This is a genomic window from Uliginosibacterium sp. H1 (assembly GCF_036017065.1).
Lineage (GTDB): Bacteria > Pseudomonadota > Gammaproteobacteria > Burkholderiales > Rhodocyclaceae > Uliginosibacterium.
Window position 1 is genome coordinate 1475878 of sequence record NZ_JAYXHR010000001.1, and the last position, 23210, is coordinate 1499087.

Genomic DNA, 23210 nt, shown 5'->3' on the forward strand with positions numbered 1-23210 from the left:
GCTCGGTGGAATTTTTCTGCGGAACCGGCGCGAAGACCTAGCGCGCCTCGACCGTGGTCCACCACGGCAGGCTGCGGCGCACGCGGATGGGCAGGGTCTGCTCCAGCATCGCCAGCGCCTGGTCGGGATTGTCGGCCGGATACACGCCCATGACCTTGAGATCGGCCACCTCGGCCGCCACGCTGATGTGGCCGCGGTGGTAGCGACCGATCTCTTCCAGCAACTCGCCCAGCGACAGGTTGTCGGCCGGCAGGCTGCCGCGGCGCCAGGCCTCGCGCGCGCGGTCGGCGTCCAGCAACGCGGAGACGGTGCCGGCGTCGAACACGGCGGCCCGCCCGGCCGGCACACGCAGGCTCGCACCGCCGCTGCTGCGGATCTCCACCACACCGTCGAATACGTCGAGGCGGGTCCGGTCGTCCGTCTGGCGCACCGTGAAGCGTGTGCCCAGCGCTTGCAGGCGGCCATGACCGGTATCCACGTAGAACGGGCGCGACATGCCATCCGCCGCGGTATCGATCAGGATCTCGCCCGCCAGCAGGGCAAGCTGGCGCGCGTCCGCATCGAAACGCACCTGCAAGGCGGTGGCGGTGTTGAGCCACACGCGCGAGCCATCGGCCAGCACCAGCTCACGGCGCTCGCCGGTGCCGGTGTGGTAATCGGCACGCCAGGCCGACACCAGATCGGGCAAGGGGGTGTGCCGCCATCCCAGCCAGGAAAGCAGGCCCAGCCCCAGCACGCCGCCCAGCGCGTTGAGCGCCTGGCGACGGCCCAGCGCCGCGGACCGGCTGGCCTTGACGCTGGCGACCGCGGCGGCCGAGCCCTGCGCGCCATGCTGGCGCAGCGGCGCGAACTTGCGGCTCACGTTCTCGATGTGGGCCCACGCGGCCTGGTTCTCCGGCGACTGCGCATGCCAGGCCTGCCAGGCAAGCCTGTCGGTGTCGGCCGCGCTGGCATCGAGCAGGGTGGCGTACCACTGCGCCGCCTGCTCCAGGCTCTTCACGCCGGGTTTGAGGGCCGCGGCCGTGCGCTCGCCGAAACCGGCTAGGAGGTCGTCCGCAAGGGGTTTCACGTTGCTGGCCACGGGATCAGCCGGCCAGCCCGGCTTCGATCAGCGCGCACTGAAGCATCGCCTGGGCGATGTACTTCTTGACCATGCGTTCCGACACGCCCAGTTCGGCCGCGATGTCGCGGTAGCCCACGCCTTCCACCTGGGCCAGGATGAAGGCCCTCGCCGCCTTCTCGGACAGGCGGCTGAGCATGCTGCCGACTTCCATCAGCGCCTCGATGACGATGGCCTGGTGTTCCGGCGACGGCGCCACCGGCTCGGGCAGCGCGGCCAGCGTCTGCAGCCAGGCCTGCTCGATCTCGCGGCGACGCCACAGGTCGATGCACAGGCCGTTGGCCGCCGTGCGCAGGTAGGCGCGGGTTTCGGCCACGCTGGCGAAGCCGCGGCTGGCGGGCTTCACCAGCAGGCGGATGAAGGTGTCCTGCGCCAGATCGGCGGCGTCGGCGGCATTGCCCAGGCGGCGATGCAGCCAGCTCTTCAGCCAGCCGTGGTGATCGCTGTACAGCGCATGGACATCGTTCTGTGAGCAAGCTCGGCGGCCGACACGGCGCTCTCCCTGTCCATGGCTCGAAGCGGCAATGGATCGTTCTAATGAGAATCAATCTCATCTTAACGAATCCTTTGCCGGCGCGCCATGGCTGGCTGACCCGGGTTGGGTTGCCGTGCTGCCGTGACGGGAGGAGGAAGCGAGAACCATAGCCACCGCCGCTCAAGAGCGAAGCCCTCTCCTTGCGCACCTGCGCGTCAGCAAGGGAGCCACACACGCCCTCGCCGTACCCACGGCGAGGTGCGCCGCGCAGACCGGGCCTCCCGCGAAGTTCGCCCTAAGCGGGCTCGGCGGGAACCGGGATCGAGTCGGACGTAGTCGCCGCCTTGCCGGGTCTGCGAATCGACCAGACGCTGTCGGCAGGACCATTCCGGGTCCGGCGCAGGGTCGCTGCCGCCATCCATGCGAAGCACAGCGCGCCAATGAAGGCGACCACATCGACGCCGATCGTGGCGGCGCTGTCATGGGCCCACATTCCCAGCGCCGGAAACAGCAGCGCCATCAGTGTGGTTAACGGGATGGCCATCGTCGCGGCGGCCGACAGGCACAGCAGGTGCACGGCAGCGCGGGCCGCCCCGAAGGCGAAGGCCCACGCGACGGAAGCGAGGAACACGACGTAGTACACGACTGCATGCCAGTGGTTGAGATCGACCACGCGTCCGTGCAGCCACTTGGCGGCGACGATGGTGAGCGAAAGGCCCGCGACGCAGCCCAGGCACACGCCCACCGTCGCACTGCCCAGCAAGCGCGCCGAGCGCGATTGCGCGACCGCGGTACCGTCGCGCGCCTTCTTGCGGCGCGTCTCGATCCACAGCAGGTTGCCGGTATAGAACAACCACGCGCCAGCAAGACCCAGGAAGAAATACGCCCACTTGATCGTCAGGCCCTCGTACTGCCCGGTGTGCAGGCCGTACAAGGTCTCGGCCGCGCGCCGATCCGGATCCTGACGCGATGGCAGGGCGCCGTCCTTGATCACTTCGCCGGTCACGGCGCTGAGCATGACGCCCCCGAGATGGGTGTCTCCGACATGGCCACGCTCGGCGCCGGGGACTCTCACCGCAGCGGCGCTATCGCCGAAATTCTTGAAGACGAGGAAGCTGGGCTGCAGATCGGGCACCTGCTCTTCAAGTCTCTGCAGCAACTGCGCCGGGGCCATCATGGCAGCCGCCTCGCCGATCGGCTTCGGCACTTCGAAGGGCCCGTTGTCGCGGTCCATCAGGATCTCTTGCCTGGCGCCAAAGATAACGACTTCCTGCGCGGACCAGAGCTCGCCCTTCCAGCACAAGGCGATCGCGGTGATCGCCATTACCAGGTGGAACGGCAGTGCGGTAATGCCGACGACATTGTGGGCGTCCAGCCACATGCGCTTGAGGTTTTTGCCCACGCGCAGCGCGAAGAAATCCTTCACGAGCGTCGGCAGCAACACGATCACGCCGGCGATCAGCGCCACACCGTAGAGCAGCGAGACCAGCCCCATGAGAGGAAGCCCCGCCGCTTGCGGGATCCCGACGCTCATGTGGATTTCATTGATGAAGTCCGCCAGTTCGGACGGCTCCTCCGGCTGAGCCAGCAGCGTCCCGTCAGGCTTGAGCGTCGCCCACCAGTGGACATGGTCGTGGGGCTGCCCCGGCTGGTGGGGCGCGTCTTCTTCCCAGGTGACCCGCGCGGGCTCGTTCTCATGTCCCCGCAGATGCAGCTTGATGCCCTCCTCCCGCGCCTGTGGATGCGCGGCGGCGACCAGTTCGAGGAGGCGCAGCGCATCGTCCAGGGGCACTGCCGCCACACCCACCGCGGGCGGCGACGCCCAGCGCGCGACGGGCTCCTTGAACATGGTGAGCGCGCCCGCGTAGAAGGCGATGAACAGGGCGAAGCCGCAACTGATGCCGGTCCAGGTGTGGACGGTCTTGTAGAGCCTGAGGATATCGCTGCGGATCATGTCGCCCTCACGCGAAGAAATGAAAACGACAGGCGAACAGCGCCGCAAAGGCGATGAGGTTTGCCGCGCCCAGCCACACCCAGGCGGCGCGACCGCTGCGAAACAGGAAGCAGAAGCCGAACACCGCGATCCAGACGAAGGCCTCCAGGAAACGCATCAGCGAGTAGCGTCCGCCCGGCGCATCGATGCCGCCGGGGGCCAGGTAGGCGTAGAGGCCGGTCAGCGAGAGCGCCAGCCCCAGCCCGAGGATCGCGCCGGCGCTGGTCTTGCTCCACCAGTCGGGACGGATGTCGCCGGCCATGTCAGCGCTTCCGTCCCAGGCCGCCGAGGACGGCCGCGTAAGGAAAGACGAAGAGACAGACCATCACGACATGCAGTGCCACGACGAAGCCGACCAGGGGCCGCAATGCCGACACCCACGCGGCCAGGCCGGCCGCCAGCAGCAAGCTGCCGGCGGCCCGCAGCGGCGTTCGTGGCAGCGGCCGCGAACGCCATCCCTGATTCGGGCTGGCGAGGTAGATGCCGGCGCAACCGAGAATGGTCAGCGCCAGAGCCAGAAATACAAGCATCGCGATCAGAAGGCGAACGTCGCCGACAGGCGATAGATACGCGGCGCGCCCAGCTGGACATACCTGAAGTTCGCGCTCGCCCAGTAGTCCTTGTCGAACACGTTGTCGACGTTGAAGCGGATCGTGGTCGGCTTGTTGTTCCACGGCGAGCTCAGGACATAACGTGCACCGAGATCGAAGACGGTCCATGAAGGGATCTTCAGGTTCTCGTTGGAGCTGCTGACCACTTGATCGCCGGTGTAAGTGAAGCGACCAGTGAGCGTCAGGCTCTGCAGGAACGGCGTATCCCATTCGCCACCGATCACGGTCCGGACGGCGGGCACGCCAGCTTCCCTGTTGCCGTCATAGAGACCGCCCTGGGTCTTGGTCTGGATGCCGTCGAGCAAGGTGACGCCGCCCATCATGCGAACCCCGCGCGTGGGCTCGCCATAGGCGTTCAGCTCGATACCGCGATTGCGCAGCTCGCCGTTCAGGGCGAGCGTCGGCAGCCCTCCCGCCGGATTGGTGACGGAAATGGTGTTCGGCTGGGCGACCTGGAACACCGCCACCGTTGTCGTCACGGTGCCCGCGTCGATCTTGGCACCCGCCTCGTACTGCTTGCTGACATACGGCGAAAACACCTCGCCCGCGTTCGCGTATTGCGTGCCGACGATGGTGCCTGCCTGGAGGGCCTCGATGTAGTTGGCATAGAGCGACACGTTCGCCTGCCACGGCTTCACGACCAGCGCGACAGCGGGCGTCCACGCATCGCTCTCGTAGCCCGCCGTCTTGGCGCCGGTCGTCGTGTTGAAACTGCCGGTTTCCACTTCCTGCCGCCGGACACCCAGGGTGAGCTGGAAGCGCTTGTCCAGGGTCGACAAGGTGTCCGCGAAGCCGATGCTGGAAACGCGGGTTTCGCCTGTTTTCCGGGGGTCGCCGGGATCAGCGATGTAGGGCGCAGGGCCGAAAACCGGGTTGTAGAGGTTCGTGGTGTAGTTATACGGCCGCACCTGCGTTGCCGATTCCCTGATCTCCGTTTCGCTCTGCGACAGGTTCAGGCTGAGGGCATGCGCCACCGGTCCGGTCACCGCCTCCGCCCTCAATCCGCCCTGCACCGACAGTACCTCGTAGGCAAAATTGGTGTGCTCGAGGTAGTTCCATCCGAAAGTGCCGTCCGCTGCGCGCAGCGTCGGCTGGCTCGGGCCGATGAGCGAGAAGTCCAGCTTCTGCTTGCCCACGGCGGCATAGGCCGTGACCTTGTCGGAGATGTCGACTTCGCCGCGCAGCATGCCCAGCGTCAGTGTGCTGGGCTGGCTGCTCCATTCGGGATTGAGGTTGGTTCCGGCATCGGGAGCCTCCGGCACGAACACGTAGCCGCCGCCGACACCGCTGACGACGAGCTGCTGGACATTCTGGGGACTGGAGTCGTTCGACTGACGTACGAGATCTGCGGAGATCCTGACGCGCTCGTCACGGTAGTCCATGTTGAGCGCCGCCGACCCCACTTCGGCCGAGGTGGGGTCGACCGATGTTTCGCCATTGCGATACGCGCCGTTGAAGCGGATGCCGACCTGGTTCTCCGCGCCAAAGCGACGGCCGACATCCAGATGCCCGCCAAGCTGCGAGCGCGAGGCATACCCCAGGGTCAGCTCGGTCAGCGGTTCGTCGCGGGCCTGTTTGGTGACGAGGTTGTATGAGCCGCCGATACCGCCAGCCCCGGACGCCGCCATGCCGTTGAGCAGTGCGCTCGGCCCCCGGAGTACCTCGACGCGCTCGATGTAGTCCATGTCCGGCGAACGCAACGGCGACATGCCCACGACGCCGTTCAGGCTGCCGAAGCCGGATGCCAGGGTGTTCGAGAAGCCCCGGACGGTGATGGAACCGTCTTCATCACTCGCGTTGTTCTGCTTCGTCAGGATGGACGGGTCATTCGACAGGACGTCCTGGACGGTCTGCGCCTGCTGGTCCCTGATCGTCTGGTTGGTGTAGTTGGTCTGACTGAAGGGCGTGTCCATCACGTCCTTGTTGCCGAGCATGCCGACCTGCCCGCCGCGCGCGACCTGTCCGCCGGCATAGGGCTTGGGCAATTCGCCGGACAGCTCGGCGCTCGCCCTCACCTGCACGACCGGCAGCGTGGCCTCCGTTCCCTGCGGCGCAACCAGCGCAGCGCCCGCGGCCGCTGCGGCCGATCCCGCACGCAACACGTAGCCACCGTTGTCCAGCCGCACGGCCTGCAGGCCGCTCCCCTCCAGCAGCGCGGCCAGCGCCTGCTCCGGCGTATACGAGCCCTCGATGCCGCGCGTGGTCCTGCCCTCGGTCTGGTCGGCGGTGAAGGTGAGCAGCAGATTGGCCGAACTGGCCAGGCTGCGCAGCGCCGGTGCCAGCGGACCGGCCGGGACACTGAAGCGCTGGGCCGCGGCCTGCGGCTGGACAACCGCGCCCGGCGCCTGGGCGCGGGCCGGCTGCGCCATGGCCAGGCTGCCCGCTCCCAGCGCCATCCACACGGCGGCGGTCATCGCCGACAGCGCAAAGGCCTGTCGCGGCGCGCGCACATTGTCGTTCCCGGTCTCGTTGTTACCGACCCTGCTGCTGGCCATGGCAGCCGCGCCGCTGCGCGGGCTGTCGATGTTCGTTTCCATGCTGACCTCGTGAAGTGAGATGTTTTCTGACGTCTTCACTGGGTAGGTAGCGCGGGAAAGAAAATCGGGCAGTCCGGTCGACAAAAAAAGTGCGTGCGCCAGATCGCGCGTTGTCGTACGAGGACGGCTTGCCGCAGTGCCAAGGGCAAGAAAGGAGGGTGGGCGACAGCGGGACGCCCGGTGTGGAGCCCGCGTGAAAATACGCCTACGACTCGCTTGACGCGGCTTCCACCGTCACCCAGTAGCGGGTGCGCTGCATCACCTGCACCGGCAGTGCGGCGGTCAGCGTGGCGAGGATGCGGTCGGTGTCGGCCAGGGGAAACACGCCGGACACGCGCAGCTGCGCCACCTCGGGCGAGCAGCGCAGCAGGCCCGGGCGGTAGCGGCCCAGCTCGGCGATGAATTCATCCAGGCGCATTTCGTCGGCGACGATCTGGCCGCGCACCCAGGCGTCGGCCTGCTCGGCGACCGGGGTCGGGGCGTGGATGCCATGGCGGCTGAACGTGGCCTGTTCGCCAGCGGGCAGCACACGCGTCTGTCCCCCGGTCCGCGGCGCGATCTCGACGGCGCTTTGCAGCACGGTGACCCGCGTCTGCTCGCCCTGCTGCCGGACCGTAAAGCGCGTCCCCAGCGCACGCACCCGGCCCTGCGCGGTCTCGACGATGAACGGGCGCGGGTCTGCGGAGGCACCCGGGCGGCCCGCCGCGTGAGCAGTGACGACCATGATCTCGCCGGCCACCAGCCGGAGCTGGCGCTGCTCAGCGTCGAAATGCACTTCGATGGCGCTGGCCGTGTTGAGGGTGATCTCCGTGCCATCGTCGAGCGTGAGGTGGCGGCGCTCGCCGGTGGCGGTGCGGTGGTCGGCGGTGACCACCTGCCAGGTTTGCGTGCGGGAGGCCATCAAGCCGGCGGCGCTGCCCGCACCGATCCAGAACAATGCGCGCAAGGTACTGCGGCGCGAAAGGTTGGCGCCCGTGGCGTCCGCCCCACCCTGCCGCGCGAAAGGCGACAGGGCCTGGTAAGCCGCGGCGGGCTGCATCACCTTCAGCCGGCCACGCACGGCTTCGATATGCCGCCAGGCACGCTGGTGGTCGGGGTGGGCGCTCCGCCATTGCTCGAAGCGCTCATGGTCCGCGGCGCTGGCGTCGTCAGCCATCAATGCGGTGAGCCATTCCGCGGCGGCGTCGGCGACGGCTTCCGGGATGGGCAGGCCACCGGCGAGCGGTGGCGTCAGGGCCGGCATCGCAGCCTGGGCGTTGGGATGGCTCACGATGCGCGTGGCCTCACGGCGACAGCGCGAACAGGCAGTGCCGGTTCGCGCGCGTCAGGTATTGCTTGACCGAACTCGTGGAGACTTCCAGCCGCTCGGCGATCTGCGCATAGCTCAGCTCGTCCAGGTGGGCGAGCAGGAAAGCCTCCTTCACCTTGGGCGGCAGGCCATCCAGCGCCTGGTCCACCTGTCGCAGCGCTTCGAGGGCGAGGTACTGCACCTCGGGCGACGGTGTCACTTCTTCTGGCAGCGTGGCCAGCAGATCGAGGTAGGCGGTTTCGAGGAGCTGGCGGCGGTGCCGGTGGATCATCAGCCGCTTGGCCAGCGTGGCGAGGAAGGGGCGGGGCTGCTGGATGCCCGGCGCCGACCCCGCTTCGATCACGCTGACGAAGGTGTCCTGCGCCAGATCGGCAGCGACGACGGCATCGCCTCCCAGCTTGCGGCGCAGCCAGCCAACCAGCCAGCCGTGGTGATCGCTGTACAACGCATGGACATCGTTCTGTGAAGCAAACTCGGCGGCCGACACGACACTCTCCCTGCCAATGGCTCGAACCGGCCACGTATCGTTCTAATGAGAATCAATCTCATCTTAACCTATCTTGACGAATCGTCGACAGGCACGCCAACGGAAAGCCGAGGTCTTCCGTCGCCCGGCGCTCAGGCGCCCGGAGCTCCCCGGTCACGGTGCTCGGAAGGCAGGCCGAACAGCTCGCCGCAGAGCGCGGCCGCTGCGCCGGTCACGGCGTCCGGCACGAACACGAAGAAACGCCACAGCCCGGCATAGCGGTCCTGCAGGGCACGGATCTCGGCATGCGCTTCGTCGCCGGGATCGTCCAGAAAGGCCAGGCCGCGGCTGACCTCCACCGGCACGGCGGCCTCTTTCATGACAGTGAGCGCCGGGCAGTACAGCACCACGTCCTCGAAGGCGATGCCCAGCGCGGCGGCGATCTGCCGCTCCAGGCGCGCGCGTTCGCTGCGGCCATGGTGCAGGCGCGCCACCCATTCCTCCCGCACGTCTTGCGGCACGCTGCGCGCCGACACCACGTAGCCGCGCTTGAGCAGATCGCGCACCTGCACCTTGCGCGCAAGTGTCGCGGCGCCTGCGACACCGCTGTGGATCAGGCGGTCCAGCAAGGTCCAGTCGTTGAGTTCCAGCAGGTCCGCCTCGCCCAGCACGCCGTGGTCGACCGCCTGCTCCACCGCCTTGGAGATCATCGCCCCCGCCACCACCTTGGTGTGGTGGTAGTACACCCGCTCGGTCAGGAAGTAGCGCAGGCGCAGCACGCGCAGGATCTCGGAGCGCGCGTCGGGGCGGTCCATGCCGTGCTTGACCAGGCGCACGACGAGGCGGTCGTCGCGGATGGCGAAGGCGCGGAATATGCGGTCGTCGTAGTCGTGCGACAGCCCGGCAAAGAAGCTGTCGCGGCGCAGGTAGTCGAGCAGGTCGGCATCCACCGCGCCGGACACCATGTCCTGCATCCAGCGGGGCGAAACCAGCGGCGCCGCACCCAGCAGGCCGGCCACGACCTCGCGCAGGCCGACGCGTTCCAGCGCATCGCCCAGCTCGCCGGCCAGCAGCGCACCCAGGCGGGAACCCTTGTCATTGCGCGCGAACAGGCGTCGCTCGTCCTCCAGCGTGTGGCCGAACGGTACGTGGGTGACGTCATGCAGCAAGGCTGCCGCACCGACGGCAGCCTCCTGCTCCGCCGACACCGCGCAGCCGGCACGACGCAGGCCCTCCACCATGCGATGCGCCACCGCGCACACGCCGATGGAATGGTCGAAGCGCGTGTGCAGCGCGCCCGGATACACGAGGCAGGCGGTGCCGAGCTGCTTCACGCCGCGCAGGCGCTGCATCACGGGCAGGTCGAGCAGGCCGGCTTCGAGCGGGCTCAGCTCGATGTCGCCGTGGATGGGGTCGCGCAGCAGCATGGGAAGGTCGCGGCAGATGGGCGGGCTGCCACCTTACCTGCGCAACGGCCGGCCCGTCGACACGCTGCCGGCGCACGGACCGGGCACGCCCGGCGCGTCCCCGTCATATACCTCTGGCGCACACAACTGCGAACGATTATCATTTGCGAAAAACGCGTCGCAATGATGTTCGAACGCTATTACAGGGAGCTTCTCAATTTCATCACCGGCATGACCGGCGACCGCCATGGTGCGGCCGATGTCGTGCAGGAGACCTACGCGCGCGTGCTGGCGCTGCCCGAGGGCCAGCAGGTGACGGACCCGCGCGCCCTGCTCTACCGCACGGCGCGCAACCTCGTCATCGACGAGCACCGCCGTGGCGTGGTGCGGGCCGCCGTCGCGCTGGACGAGGCCGACGGCATTGCCGACCGCGCCAGCCAGCAACCCGACAACCGCCTGGCCGGACAGCAGATCGCCTTGCATCTTCTCGACGTCGTGGAGACACTGCCACCCCGCTGCCGCGAGGCCTTCGTGCTGTTCAAGTTCGAGGGCCTGGCGCAGGCCGACATCGCCGAGCGCATGGGCATCACCCGCAATGCCGTGGAGAAGCACATCATCGCCGGCATGGTGGCCTGCAAGCGGGCCATGGCGACGCTGGAGGATTCCGGTGATGCCAGTCGCGACGGTACTCAGGATTGAAGCCCGTCATGCGTCTTCACCGATGTGGCAAGCAGGCCGGATGGCGTAGTGGCGCCACGGGCCTGCTGGCGCCAGCCAGTCATTGCCCCGACAGTCGTTGCTCCCACACTCCTTGCCCGTAATGCACGACTCGCCCGCCTCCCTTCCCGCCGCGCAGGAGACCGACATCGACATCACCGACGCCGATGTCGACGCGACGGCGGCCGGCTGGTGGTTGCGCCAGCAGGCAGCGGACTTCGGCCCGTTGGACGCGCAGGCCCTGGCGGACTGGCTGGAGGCATCGACGGCGCACCTGGCTGCATGGGATGCGATGCAGCGCACGGCCACCGCGCTGGAGAGCATTCCCGCTGCGGACGCGGCACGCATCGGTGCCATGGCACGCGCCCTCACGCCCAGTCCCTCGGCAGCCACCCGCACATCCGCACTGCGACGCGTCGGCATCGCTGCCGCAATGGCCACCGTCGTTGCCATGGTGGCCTGGGGCGGCGCGATCTACTTCAACGCCCTGCCCCTGCACAGCGCGGAATACGTCACCGCCCGCGGCGCCTTCGACACATTGACGCTGCCGGACGGCAGCAGCCTTGAACTGGATACGGCGAGCCAGGTGCAGGTGCGTTACTTCCGCAGCCGGCGCGAGCTGCGCCTGATCGAGGGCCAGGCCTACCTGCAGGTCAGCCACGCGCCGGAACGGCCCATGCACGTGGATGCCGGCGCCTTGCGCGCCACGGTGGTGGGCACCCGCTTCCATGTCCGTCATGTCGGCGGCGCGGCCAGCGTGGTGGTCGACGAAGGCTGCGTGAAGGTCAGCGTGCGGGACGCGCACGGCGCCTCCGCGGCCGGCACGCCGGTACACATCCTCAAGGCCGGCCAGGCCGTCGCCCTGCGCCCGGACGGCAGCCTGACGACACAAGCCGCCACGGCGGCCGACTGGCGCGCCAAGCGCCTGTCCTTCGACAACGCGCCGCTGGGCGATGCGCTCGCCGAGTTCGCGCGCTACGGCGACAGCGGCTTCGTGGTGCACGACCCCAAGGTCGCTGCCATGCGGGTTTCCGGCTCCTTCCGCGTCGATGCCGTGGACGAGTTCGCGCAGGCCCTGCCGCTCATCCTGCCGGTCCGTCTCCGCGCCGACGGCGCCACGCAGGAAATCATCCCCCGCTGATTTTTTTCGCCGCGATGTCAGGATCGTGGCCGGTGCTGCGTCTTCTGTTGCGAATGCCTCGTGTTCAAACCAACAAGGACCCCCGCATCATGAAGTCGTTGCAGCGTCGTACCCCCTTCCGTCCGCGCGCCTCCCGGCTGGCACTGGCCATCGCGCTGGCGATCACCACGCCGCACTGGGCCATGGCCCAGTCAGCCGCCGCGCCGGTGCGCATCGACATCCCGGCACAGGGCCTGGGTTCGGCGCTCAACGAGCTGGCCCGCCAGACCGGGCAGCAGCTCATCGTGGCGCCCGAGCTGGTCGCCAACCGCCAGGCCCCCGCCGTCAGCGGCAGCCTGACGCCCGACCAAGCCCTGCAACGCCTGCTGAGCGGCAGCGGACTGGAAGCGGTATCCCAGGGGAATACGCTGGTCATCCGCCCCGGCCGTGGCGAAACCATGCTGCCCGCCGTGACCGTGACGGCCAGCGGCGAGGACCCCAACGGCCCGGTGGGCGGCTACGCCGCCACGCGCACGATGACCGGCACCAAGACCGACACGCCGCTGCGACTGGTGCCGCAAAGCGTGTCGGTGGTGTCCGCCGAACAGATCGCCGACCAGGACGCGCAGAGCGTGGCACAGGCTCTGCGTTACTCCGCCGGCGTGTTCACCGAGTATCGCGGCGCATCCAACCTGCATGACGAGATGTTCATGCGCGGCTTCTACTACGTGCCGCGCTACTACAACGGCCTGCGCTACGGCTCCGGCTCGTCGGGCCAGATCGACCCCTACCTGCTGGAGCGCGTCGAAGTCCTGCACGGCCCGTCGTCGGTGCTGTACGGCCAGGCCAACCCGGGTGGCGTGGTGAACCTCGTCGGCAAGCAGGCCGGCTTCACCCCGCACAACGAAGTGACACTGGGCACCGGCAACTACGACCGCATCGCGCTGGGCGCGGATGTCGGCTTCGTCGGCTCCGAGTCGCTGGCCTACCGCGTCGTCTTCAATGGCGAGAAGAGCAACACCCAGGAAGACGGGCTGGAGCAGGAGCGCTACTCGCTGGCGCCGTCGCTCACCTGGAAGCCGAACGCCGCCACCCAGTTCGACCTGTACGCGCTGTTCCAGCACGAGCCGCAGGCCGGCTACCGCAACTTCATGGAGAAGCTGGGCACCGTCGACCCCACGGTCTACGGCTACATCCCCAGCGACTTCCTGGTCAGCGATCCGAACTACGAGATCTCGGACCGCGACCAGCTGGCGCTGGGCTATCGCCTGCGTCATGACTTCGACGACAGCCTGAGCTTCCGCCAGAACCTGCGCTTCAGCAGCATCGACTTCGAGCACCGCACCCTGGTGTGGAACGCGCTGCAATCCAACCAGCGCACCATCACGCGCCAAGGCAGCGGTGGCTCGGAGAACCTGAACCAGTTCCTCGTCGACAACCAGCTGCAGTTCAAGACCGCGACCGGCGCCGTCAGGCACACCCTGCTCGGCGGCCTGGACTACACCTACTCGCAGCGCGACTACCAGTGGGGACGGGCCACGGCACCCAGCATCGACTGGCTGGCACCGGTGTACAACGTCAGCAACGTGAACCTGACCCCGAGCGACGACAGCGACACCACCGCGTGGCAGACCGGCCTGTATGCGCAGGACCAGATGGCCATCGGCCGGCTGAACCTGCTGCTCGGCGGCCGCTACGACTGGACGAGCACGACGATCGACGACAAGCTGGCCCGCAGCAACACCACCTACGACGACGGCGCCTTCACCGGCCGTGCCGGCGTGGTGTATGCCTTCGACAACGGCCTCTCGCCGTACGCCAGCTACAGCACTTCGTTCGAACCCGTGCTGCAGAGCGCGCCCTCCGGCCAGCCGGCCTTCGACCCGACCACCGCGCAGCAGGTCGAAGTCGGCGTGAAGTTCGCCCCGCCCGGCGCGCGCTACAACCTGACCGCGGCGGTCTATGAACTGGTGCAGCAGAACGTGCTGTCGTACGACTTCTCGACGCAGCGCAACTACCAGACCGGCGAGATCCGAAGCAAGGGCTTCGAGCTGGAAGGCCAGGCCGAGATCACCCGCGAGTTCAGCATCCTGGGCAGCTACACCTACATCGATTCGCGCGTCACCGAATCGAAGGACGTCAGCACCATCGACAAGCTGCAGGCGCGCACGCCGATGAACCAGGCTGCCCTGTGGGGTCGCTACGCCTTCGGTGACACCGGCCTGAAGGGCCTGGGCATTGGCCTGGGCGTGCGCTACATCGGCGAGAGCCAGGGTGACGGCGCCAACACCTTCAAGGTGGACGCCGCCACGCTGTACGACCTGATGCTGAGCTACGACTTCCGCTACCTCAGCCCGCGCCTGACTGGCGTCAGCACGCAGTTGAACGTGAGCAACCTGACCGACGAACGCTACGTCGCCTCCTGCGCCTCGCGCTGGGCCTGCTTCTACGGCAGCGGACGCGTCGTCACCGCCAACCTGAAGTACAGCTGGTGATGGCAAGGCGGTTGATGGCACGGCCGGTGAGGCACGGCGCCGGCAACGCAAGCGGCTGGCTGCGCAGGATCGCGCTGTGCGCGGCCATGCTCGGCGCCCCGTTCGCCTCCGGTGCCCCGGTGACGGGGCATCTGGCAGGCGCGGCAGGCGCGGCTGCGCAACACATCGCCCTGCCGGCGGCCGACGGCGACTACATCGAAGCCACGCTGGACAGCGGTGCGGTGCAGGTGGTGCTCGACCTGGTGGCCACCGACGGACGCCGGCAGCGCCGCCTGCTCGACGGCGCGCGCGGCAGCAATACCGTGCGCTTCGTAGCGGCGACAGGACAGCAACTGCAACTGAGCGCGCGACACGGCAGCGGTGATTACCGTTTCGAGATCGTCCGCCAGGTGCCGCGCGAACGGCAGCTCGCTCCGCCGGACACCTCGCTCAGCCCGCGTGTGGCGGCGCTTGCACGGACGCTGGCCGCAGGCGGCAACACGGAAGCCTTCTGGCAAGCGGTGGCCGCCGAAGGCACGCCGCTGGTCGAAGCCGTGCCCGACGCCCGAGACGACAGCAAGCGCATCGTCACCTTCCTGTGGCGCGGCGCGCGTCATGGCGTGCGCCTGCTCGGCGGCCCCGCCACCGATCACGACGAGCTGCAGCGGCTGGGCGACTCGGACGTGTGGTTCCGCAGCTACGTGGTGCCGGCCGATACGCGCGCGTCCTATCGCCTGGCGCCGGACGTGCCGTCCTTCGACGGCAGCCCGCGCGAGCGACGCGTCGCCATCCTAGCCACGCTGCAGGCCGATCCGCTCAACCGCCATCCCTGGCCCCAGGACGCGGTAGACGCGTTCGCCCGCGAATCCACCTTCGCATTGCCGGCCGCGCCGGTCCAGCCGGGGCTCGTGCCGGAACAGGGCCAGCGCGAGGTCGCCACGGGCCGCCTGACGAAGTGGCAGCAGACGAGCAAGGGGCTGGGCAATACGCGCGACATCACGCTGTATCGCCCGCCGGGTTTCAACCCGGCCGACCCGGCCACCGTGCTGCTGTTCGTCTTCGACGCGCCGCAGTACCTCGGCAAGGTGCCCACGCCCGCCATCCTCGACAACCTGCGCGCCGCGGGACGCCTGCCACCGGTGGTCGCCGTCTTCGTCGACAACGCCGACAACGCACGCGGGCGCGAACTGCCGGACAACCCGGACTTCGCCCGCTTCATGGCCGAGGAACTGTTGCCGCGCGTCGCCCGCGAAACCGGGCTGAAGCCGGATGCCCGCCGCACCGTGCTGGCGGGATCGAGCTATGGCGGGCTGGCCTCGACCAGCATCGCCCTGCGTTACCCGCAGCGCTTCGGCAACGTGCTGTCGATGTCGGGCTCGTACTGGTGGTCGCCGGACGGCACGCCGGAAGATCAGCGCGAATACACCGCACGACGCCTGTTGAAGCTGCCGAAGCTGCCGCTGCGCTTCTTCGTGTCCGCCGGGCTGTTCGAAGGACCGCACGCCTACACCGCCGCCATCCTCGACACCAACCGCCACCTGCGCGACGTGCTGGAAGCGCGCGGCTACCCGGTGCACTACCGCGAGTACGCCGGTGGCCACGACTACCTTGTGTGGCGCGGCGCACTCGCCGACGGCCTGCTCGCCCTCTTCGGCAACGGGAAGAACCCGCGATGATCCATCGACTCCTACGCTCGGCCACTTTGCGGGCGGCCACCCTGCATTCAGCCACCCTGCGCGCCGCCAGCCTCGCGCTGGCCCTCTGCTGCCTGCCCGCCCTCGCAACCGAGCCCGCAGCACTGCGCATCGAACATGCCAGCGGCGTGCTGGCGCTGCGCAGCCCTCCCGCCCGTGTCGTCGCGCTGGACCTCGCCGCGCTCGACATGCTGGACGCGCTGGGCGTCGAACCCGTCGCCGTGCCGGGCTGGAAGATGCCCACCGGGCTCGCGCGTTTCGACGACGCCCGCTACGTGAAAGCGGGTTCGCTGTTCGAGCCCGACTACGACGCCATCCGCGCCGCGCGGCCGGACCTGATCGTGGTCGGCGGGCGCATGCGCGAGAAGTACGCCGGCCTCGCGCAGATCGCTCCGACCCTGGACATCACGGCCAACGCGGAGGACGGCGACGGCGGCGTGGCGCGCAACGCGCGCGCTTTCGGCAAACTCTTCGGCAAGGAAGCGGAAGTCGAAGCGCGGCTGCGCAGGCTGGCGGACAGCACGGAGGCGCTGCGGCAGCTCGCCGCGCAAGCCGGCCCCGCATTGCTGATCCTCACCGTCGGCGACACCGTCACCGCCTACGGACGGCTCTCCCGCTTCGGCGCCCTGCACACCCGCTACGGCCTGCCGGAAGCGGACGCCTCGCTGCCACGCCAAGGCCGTCCGGTGTCGCCCGAAGAAATCGCGAAGATCGACCCTACCTGGCTGTTCGTCATCGACCGCGACGCCGGTGTCGGCAGCCCGGCCGCCGGCCTCGCCCGCCGCCTGTACGACGACCCGCTGCTCGCCGGGACGCGTGCCCACAAGGCCGGACGGATGATCTACCTGGAGCCCGTGCGCCAGTACCTCACCGCCGGCAGCCTGCGCACGGAACAGGCGGTGGTCGACGAGATCCGCGCGGCGCTGAACCGCTGAACCGTTGAACCATAAGGCCTACGCGTCGCGGTGCGTACGCGCCATGTCGACAAAGGCGCGCAGGTAGTCGATGTCGGCATCCGCCTCGCGGTAGCCGAGGAAGATCTGCTTCGCCACGCCCTGCTTGCCCAGTTTCACCGGAGCGACGTCCAGCTTGCTGGCGTACTCCTCCACCAGCCAGCGCGGCAGTGCGGCCACGCCGCGGCCGCTGGCGACCATCTGCAGCATGATGTCGGTGGTCTCGATGGGCTTGTGGCGTCGCGGCGCGATGCCCGCAGGCGTGAGGAACTGGGTGTAGATGTCCAGGCGGTCCACCGGCACCGGGTAGGTGATCAGCGTCTCGTCGGCCAGGTGCTTCGGCAGTGCATGCGGCAGCTTGCGCAAGGGGTGGTCGGGGCCGACCACCAGTACCTGCTCGTAGTCGAACACCGGCTCGAAAGTGAGCCCCGGTTTGTGCAGCGGGTCCGGCGTCACCAGCATGTCGATCTCGTAGCCGAACAGCGCGCCGATGCCGCCGAACTGGAATTTCTGCTTCACGTCCACGTCCACCGCCGGCCAGGCGCCCAGGTAAGGCGACACGATCTTCAGCAGCCACTGGTAGCAGGGGTGGCACTCCATGCCGATGCGCAGCGCCCCGCGTTCGCCACGCGCGAATTCCTTCAGGCGTTCCTCGGCGTAGCCCAGCTGCGGCAGCAGGCGGTTGGCCACGGCCAGCAGGTACTCGCCGGCCTGGGTAGGACGCAGGCCGCGGCCCTCGCGGTGCCACACCGGCAGCCCCAACTGGTCCTCCAGCTTGCGGATGGTGTGGCTCAACGCGGACTGCGTGAGGTGCAGCTTCTCGGCTGCGGCCGTCAGGGAGCCGTGCTCGTCGACGGCGCGGATGATGGCGAGGTGGGTGCGTTCGAGGATGGCCATGGCAAGCGGGACGGCTGCGTCAGTTCATGAGCAATGCTCATTGATGGATGAAACAATACCATTTTCGCTCATGAGTCATGCGACCTAGGATGGCGGCACTTCCACCCTCCCCACGGTCTGCATCATGGCAATCACCCACAACCTCGGTTTCCCCCGCATCGGCGCCAGGCGCGAGCTGAAGTTCGCGCTCGAGTCCTACTGGAAGGGCGAAAGCGCGCTGGACGCACTGAAGCTGCGCGGCGCCGAACTGCGTCGCCGTCACTGGCAGGAGCAGTCGGAGCTGGACTTCGCACCAGTCGGCGACTTCGCGTTCTACGACCAGGTGCTGGACATGAGCTTCACCCTGGGCAACCTGCCGGAGCGCGTGCGTGATTTCCATGGCGATGCGCTGGACAACTACTTCCGCGTGGCCCGGGGCCGCTCGGCCAGGTCCGCCGAAGACCACGCCCATTGCTGCGGCGGCGTGGCCGCCGGCGAAATGACCAAGTGGTTCGACACCAACTACCACTACATCGTCCCGGAGTTCACCGCCGGCACGCAGTTCAAGCTGGATGCCACGCGCCTGATCGCACAACTGGCCGAGGCACGTGCCCAGGATGTGAAAGCCAAGCCGGTGATCATCGGCCCGGTGACCTATCTCGCCATCGGCAAGGCCAAGGACGATTCCAACCGCCTCGCCCTGCTGGACCGCCTGCTGCCGGTGTACGCCGAGCTGCTCGCCACCCTGGCCGCCGAAGGCGCGGAGTGGGTGCAGATCGACGAGCCTGTTCTGGTCACCGAACTCGACGCCGACTGGCGCCATGCCTTCACCACCGCCTACCACGCACTGAAGACCGCACCGGTGCAGCTGCTGCTGGCCACCTACTTCGGCCAGCTGAAGGACAACCTGGAATGGGCCGTCAAGCTGCCGGTCGCCGGCTTCCACCTGGACGCGGTGAATGCGCGTGACGAAGTGCTGGTCGCGCTGAACCACCTGGCCAGCCACAAGGTGCTGTCGCTGGGCGTGATCAACGGTCGCAACATCTGGAAGACCGACCTGGACGCCGTGCTGGAGTGGCTGCAACCGGTGGCCGAGCGCCTCGGTGAACGCCTGTGGATCGCCCCGTCCTGCTCGCTGCTGCACGTGCCGGTGGACCTCGACAGCGAAGAGAAGCTGGATGGAGAGATCAAGTCCTGGCTGGCCTTCGCGAAGCAGAAGCTCGGCGAGCTGACGGTGCTGGCCCGCGCGCTGAACGAGGGGCGTGACAGCGTGAAAAACGAGCTGGCTGCCAACGCCGCCGCCATCGCCGCGCGCCGTGCCTCGCCACGGGTGAACAACCCGGCCGTCAAGGCCGCCGTCGCGAAGATCACCGCGCAACTGGGCCAGCGCAAGAGCCCCTACGCCCAGCGCGCCGCCCGACAGGCCGCGCGGCTGAAGCTGCCGAAGTTCCCGACCACCACCATCGGTTCCTTCCCGCAGACCGCCGACATCCGCCATGCGCGCAGCGAGTACAAGGCCGGGCGCCTCGGCGAGGACGGCTACCGCATCGCCATGCAGACCGAGATCGCCCGCAGCGTGCGCGAGCAGGAAGCACTGGGACTGGACGTGTTCGTGCACGGCGAGGCCGAGCGCAACGACATGGTGGAGTACTTCGGCGAGCAGCTGGACGGCTACGCCTTCAGCCAGTTCGGCTGGGTGCAATCTTATGGCTCGCGCTGCGTGAAGCCGCCCATCCTGTTCGGCGACATCAGCCGCCCGAAGGCGATGACGGTGGAGTGGATCAAATACGCCGCCTCGCTGACCCGCAAGCCGATGAAGGGCATGCTGACCGGCCCGGTGACCATCCTGAACTGGTCCTTCGTGCGCGACGACCAGCCGCGCTCGGTGTCCTGCTACCAGCTGGCGCTGGCCATCCGCGAGGAAGTGCAGGACCTGGAGCGTGCCGGCATCCGCATCATCCAGATCGACGAGGCCGCGCTGCGCGAAGGGCTGCCGCTGCGCAAGGCGCAGTGGAAGGAATACCTGGACTGGGCGGTGGAGTCCTTCCGCATCACCGCCAACGGCGTGGAGGACAAAACGCAGATCCACACCCACATGTGCTACTCGGAGTTCAACGACATCATCGCGTCGATCGCCGACATGGATGCCGACGTGATCACCATCGAGACCTCGCGCTCCGACATGGAACTGCTGGATGCGTTCAGGAACTTCGAGTACCCGAACGAAATCGGCCCGGGCGTGTATGACATCCACTCACCCAACATCCCGACCGAGGAATACATGGTCAAGCTGATGAAGCTGGCAGCCGAGCGCGTGCCCGCCGAGCGCCTGTGGGTGAATCCGGATTGCGGCCTGAAGACCCGTCAGTGGGCCGAAGTGACCCCTGCGCTCACCAACATGGTGAACGCCGCCAGGACACTGCGCAGCCAGCTGGCCTGATCACCCCGGCCCCCGGTCGTTGCACCATCCAGAGTCCCGGCCCCGTGCCGGGACTTTTTCTTGAGCGCCTGCCGGACTTGTACGCGCCCGCCACGCAGCATGCGATACCCTCACCGCGTGCCAGAAGCCTCCAGGACCGTCGAGCATGAAGATAACCCACCGCCGCATCCGCATCCGCGAGTACAGCCTGCCGGTCTCCATCGGCTTCTACGAAGTGGAGAAGCAGCGCCCGCAGCGCGTGCTCATCGACATCGACCTGCGCCTCGCGCCCCTCACGAAGGCCATCCCGGACGACGTGCAGGCAACCGTCAACTACGACCTCGTGCACAAGGCCATTCCCGGCCTGGTGGCCGGCCGCCACTTCAACCTGCAGGAAACCCTGTGCCACGAGCTGCTGGCCCTGTGCGCAGGCCTGGACGGCGTGACCGGCGCCCGCGTGTGGGTGCGCAAGCCGGACATCTATACCGATTGCGAGAGCGCGGGCTACGAGGCCGAGATCGACCTGGGCGCCTGACCCGCGGCGCTGATGCGCGCGGTCAATACCATTCCTGAAAATGAGCGGTGAGCCGGCGGAAAGCCGGCCGAAAACCCGGACAATGGCGGCCTGTTCCTGTAAGCCATTCCGGAAGCACCCTCATGGAAATCAAGGTCAACTTTCTCGACAAGCTCCGCCAGGAAGCGAAGTTCGACGACTTCACGGTCATCGCCGACCAGCCCATCCGCTACAAGGGTGACGGCTCGGCGCCGGGGCCGTTCGATTACTTCCTCGCCTCGTCGGCGCTGTGCGCCGCCTACTTCGTGAAGGCGTACTGCGACACCCGCGGCATCCCGACGGAGCACATGCGCCTGTCGCACAACAACATCGTCGATCCGGAGAACCGCTACAAGCAGACCTTCAAGATCCAGATCGAACTGCCGCCAGACATCTCCGAGAAGGACCGCGTGGGCATCCTGCGGTCGATTGACCGCTGCACGGTGAAGCGCGTGGTGCAGAACGTGCCCGACTTCATCATCGAAGAGGTGGAGAACCTGGACGCGGATGCGCAGGCGCTGTTGCTGCCGGGCGCCGAGGGCGTGAGCACCCGCATCGCCGGCAAGGACCTGCCGCTGGAAGACACCATCGCCAACATGTCGGCCCTGCTTGCCGGACTGGGCATCAAGATCGAGATCGCGTCCTGGCGCAACATCGTGCCCAACGTATGGTCATTGCATATCCGCGACGCGCACTCGCCGATGTGCTTCACCAACGGCAAGGGCGCCACCAAGGAAAGCGCGCTGGCCTCCGCGCTGGGCGAATACATCGAGCGCACCAGCTGCAACCACTTCTACAACGACCAGTACTGGGGCGAGGAGTTTGCCAACGCGGACTTCGTGCACTACCCGGACGAGCGCTGGTTCAAGCCAGGCAAGAAGGATGCGCTGCCGGCATGCCTGCTCGACGACTACAGCCTGGCGATCTACAACGAGGACGGCGAGCTGCGCGGCTCGCACCTGTACGACACGAACTCCGGCAGCACCGCGCGCGGCATCTGTGCCCTGCCCTATGTGCGCCAATCCGACGGCGAGGTGGTGTACTTCCCCACCAACCTGATCGACAACCTCTTCCTCAGCAATGGCATGAGCGCCGGCAACACGCTGGCCGAGGCACAGGTGCAGTGCCTGTCGGAAATTTTCGAGCGCGCGGTGAAGCGCGAAATCCTGGAAGGCGAGATCGCCTTGCCCGACGTGCCGGCCGAAGTGCTGGCGAAGTACCCGGGCATCGTGGCCGGCATCCAGGGGCTGGAGGAACAGGGCTTCCCGGTGCTGGTGAAGGACGCCTCGCTGGGCGGCGAATTCCCGGTGATGTGCGTGACCCTGATGAACCCGCGCACCGGTGGCGTGTTCGCGTCCTTCGGCGCACACCCCAGCTTCGAAGTGGCGCTGGAGCGCAGTCTCACCGAACTGCTGCAGGGCCGCAGCTTCGAAGGCCTCAACGACCTGCCCCAACCCACTTTCGCCAGCAACGCGGTGACCGAGCCGAACAATTTCGTCGAGCACTTCATCGACTCCAGCGGTGTGGTGTCGTGGCGCTTCTTCAGCGCGAAGCACGACTACGAATTCGTCGAGTGGGACTTCACGCGGGGTTCGAATACAGAAGAGGCGGCCGCGCTGTTCGGCATCCTCGAAGAGATGGGCAAGGAGGTGTACATGGCCGTGTATGACGAGCTGGGTGCCCAGGCCTGCCGCATCCTCGTGCCGGGCTACTCCGAGATCTACCCGGTGGAGGACCTGATCTGGGACAACACCAACAAGGCGCTGGCTTTCCGCGAGGACATCCTGAACCTGCACCGTCTCGACGACGACGCGCTGGCAGCGCTGCTGGAGCGCCTGGAAGAAAGCGAGCTGGACGATTACACCGACATCATCACGCTGATCGGCATCGAGTTCGACGAGAACACCGACTGGGGCCAGCTGACCATCCTGGAGCTGAAGCTGTTGATCAATCTCGCGCTGAAGCAGTTCGAGGAAGCGCATGAGCTGGTGCAGGCCTACCTGCAGTACAACGAGAACACCGCCGAGCGCGGCCTGTTCTACCAGGCCCTCAACGTGGTGCTGGAAGTGACGCTGGACGACGAGATGGAACTGGCGGACTACGAGGCCAGCTTCCGCCGCATGTTCGGCAATGCGCGCATGGATGCGGCGATCGGCTCCGTGGACGGCAGCGTGTGCTTCCATGGCCTGACGCCCACCAGCATGAAGCTGGAAGGACTCGACCGGCACCAGCGCCTGATCGACAGCTACCGGAAGCTGCACAGCGCCCGGGCCCGGGCCGTCGCCACCGCAACCTAGACCCCGGGGGTGTCAGGACTGGCGATCATGGCGACGCGGCGCTCGCCCGGCGCGAAGAATGCCTCGCGCCGCCTGACAGCCTGACGGCTCCTCTCGTCGTTTGTCGCGCGCCCGGGGTCGCGCGAACGGAATCGTGTCCTAAAGTTTCAGGACGCTGTGCAGCGACGGCTGGCTGCGCAAACGTCATAAA

The 23210-nt window shown here is 67.7% G+C and carries 18 protein-coding genes; 8 read left to right on the forward strand and 10 right to left on the reverse strand.

What is annotated here, in order from left to right; genetic code table 11:
* Positions 1-37 precede the first annotated feature (37 nt).
* The 9 genes from VVD47_RS06820 to VVD47_RS06860 form a co-directional block, all read right to left on the reverse strand.
* Positions 38-1069, reverse strand: coding sequence for a FecR domain-containing protein (locus VVD47_RS06820; RefSeq protein ID WP_327602650.1), 1032 nt, complete (start codon positions 1067-1069; stop codon positions 38-40).
* Positions 1070-1085: 16 nt separating this feature from the next.
* Positions 1086-1571, reverse strand: coding sequence for a sigma-70 family RNA polymerase sigma factor (locus VVD47_RS06825; protein ID WP_327603196.1), 486 nt, complete (start codon positions 1569-1571; stop codon positions 1086-1088).
* Positions 1572-1890: 319 nt separating this feature from the next.
* Positions 1891-3549 carry a PepSY-associated TM helix domain-containing protein gene (locus VVD47_RS06830; RefSeq protein ID WP_327602651.1) on the reverse strand — a complete coding sequence of 553 codons (1659 nt, stop codon included), beginning with the start codon at positions 3547-3549 and terminating at the stop codon, positions 1891-1893.
* 7 nt (positions 3550-3556) lie between these two features.
* The gene (locus VVD47_RS06835; protein WP_327602652.1) at positions 3557-3850 is read right to left on the reverse strand and encodes a hypothetical protein; all 294 of its coding nucleotides are present in this window, start codon (positions 3848-3850) and stop codon (positions 3557-3559) included.
* 1 nt (position 3851) lies between these two features.
* Positions 3852-4118: a hypothetical protein gene (locus VVD47_RS06840; protein WP_327602653.1), complete on the reverse strand. Its 267-nt coding sequence runs from the start codon at positions 4116-4118 to the stop codon at positions 3852-3854.
* 5 nt (positions 4119-4123) lie between these two features.
* Positions 4124-6820: a TonB-dependent receptor gene (locus VVD47_RS06845; RefSeq protein ID WP_327602654.1), complete on the reverse strand. Its 2697-nt coding sequence runs from the start codon at positions 6818-6820 to the stop codon at positions 4124-4126.
* A gap of 121 nt (positions 6821-6941) precedes the next feature.
* A complete protein-coding gene (locus VVD47_RS06850; protein WP_327602655.1) occupies positions 6942-8006 on the reverse strand; it encodes a FecR domain-containing protein in 1065 nt (354 codons plus the stop codon).
* A 13-nt stretch (positions 8007-8019) separates the two neighbouring features.
* Positions 8020-8532 (reverse strand): sigma-70 family RNA polymerase sigma factor, encoded by a 513-nt coding sequence (locus tag VVD47_RS06855; RefSeq protein ID WP_327602656.1) that lies wholly within the window; start codon positions 8530-8532, stop codon positions 8020-8022.
* 131 nt (positions 8533-8663) lie between these two features.
* Complete coding sequence (locus tag VVD47_RS06860; protein ID WP_327602657.1) at positions 8664-9938, reverse strand: HD domain-containing protein; 1275 nt, start codon at positions 9936-9938, stop codon at positions 8664-8666.
* Between the two features lie 162 nt (positions 9939-10100).
* Between VVD47_RS06860 and VVD47_RS06865 the strand changes: the two genes are divergently transcribed.
* The 5 genes from VVD47_RS06865 (at position 10101) to VVD47_RS06885 (ending at position 16857) form a co-directional block, all read left to right on the forward strand.
* On the forward strand, positions 10101-10616 hold the full coding sequence (locus VVD47_RS06865; RefSeq protein WP_327602658.1) for a sigma-70 family RNA polymerase sigma factor: 516 nt from the start codon (positions 10101-10103) through the stop codon (positions 10614-10616).
* A 121-nt stretch (positions 10617-10737) separates the two neighbouring features.
* Positions 10738-11775, forward strand: a complete 1038-nt coding sequence (locus tag VVD47_RS06870) for a FecR family protein (protein WP_327602659.1) — start codon at positions 10738-10740, stop codon at positions 11773-11775.
* An 89-nt stretch (positions 11776-11864) separates the two neighbouring features.
* Positions 11865-14249, forward strand: a complete 2385-nt coding sequence (locus VVD47_RS06875) for a TonB-dependent siderophore receptor (RefSeq protein WP_327602660.1) — start codon at positions 11865-11867, stop codon at positions 14247-14249.
* A gap of 14 nt (positions 14250-14263) precedes the next feature.
* The gene (gene fes / locus VVD47_RS06880; RefSeq protein ID WP_327602661.1) at positions 14264-15904 is read left to right on the forward strand and encodes an enterochelin esterase; all 1641 of its coding nucleotides are present in this window, start codon (positions 14264-14266) and stop codon (positions 15902-15904) included.
* The gene (locus tag VVD47_RS06885) at positions 15901-16857 is read left to right on the forward strand and encodes a siderophore ABC transporter substrate-binding protein (RefSeq protein ID WP_327602662.1); all 957 of its coding nucleotides are present in this window, start codon (positions 15901-15903) and stop codon (positions 16855-16857) included. Before fes ends, VVD47_RS06885 begins: the two co-directional genes overlap by 4 nt.
* 18 nt (positions 16858-16875) lie before the next feature.
* On the opposite strand, the gene VVD47_RS06890 is transcribed toward VVD47_RS06885, so the two are convergent.
* Complete coding sequence (locus tag VVD47_RS06890; RefSeq protein WP_327602663.1) at positions 16876-17772, reverse strand: LysR family transcriptional regulator; 897 nt, start codon at positions 17770-17772, stop codon at positions 16876-16878.
* 124 nt (positions 17773-17896) lie between these two features.
* On the opposite strand from VVD47_RS06890, the gene metE reads away from it, so the two are divergent.
* From metE to VVD47_RS06905, 3 genes are all read left to right on the forward strand, one after another.
* A complete protein-coding gene (gene metE / locus VVD47_RS06895; protein ID WP_327602664.1) occupies positions 17897-20191 on the forward strand; it encodes a 5-methyltetrahydropteroyltriglutamate--homocysteine S-methyltransferase in 2295 nt (764 codons plus the stop codon).
* A gap of 145 nt (positions 20192-20336) precedes the next feature.
* Positions 20337-20705 carry a dihydroneopterin aldolase gene (locus tag VVD47_RS06900; RefSeq protein ID WP_327602665.1) on the forward strand — a complete coding sequence of 123 codons (369 nt, stop codon included), beginning with the start codon at positions 20337-20339 and terminating at the stop codon, positions 20703-20705.
* 122 nt (positions 20706-20827) lie between these two features.
* Entirely contained in the window at positions 20828-23020 is a 2193-nt protein-coding gene (locus tag VVD47_RS06905) for an OsmC domain/YcaO domain-containing protein (protein WP_327602666.1), read from the forward strand.
* Positions 23021-23210 lie beyond the last annotated feature (190 nt).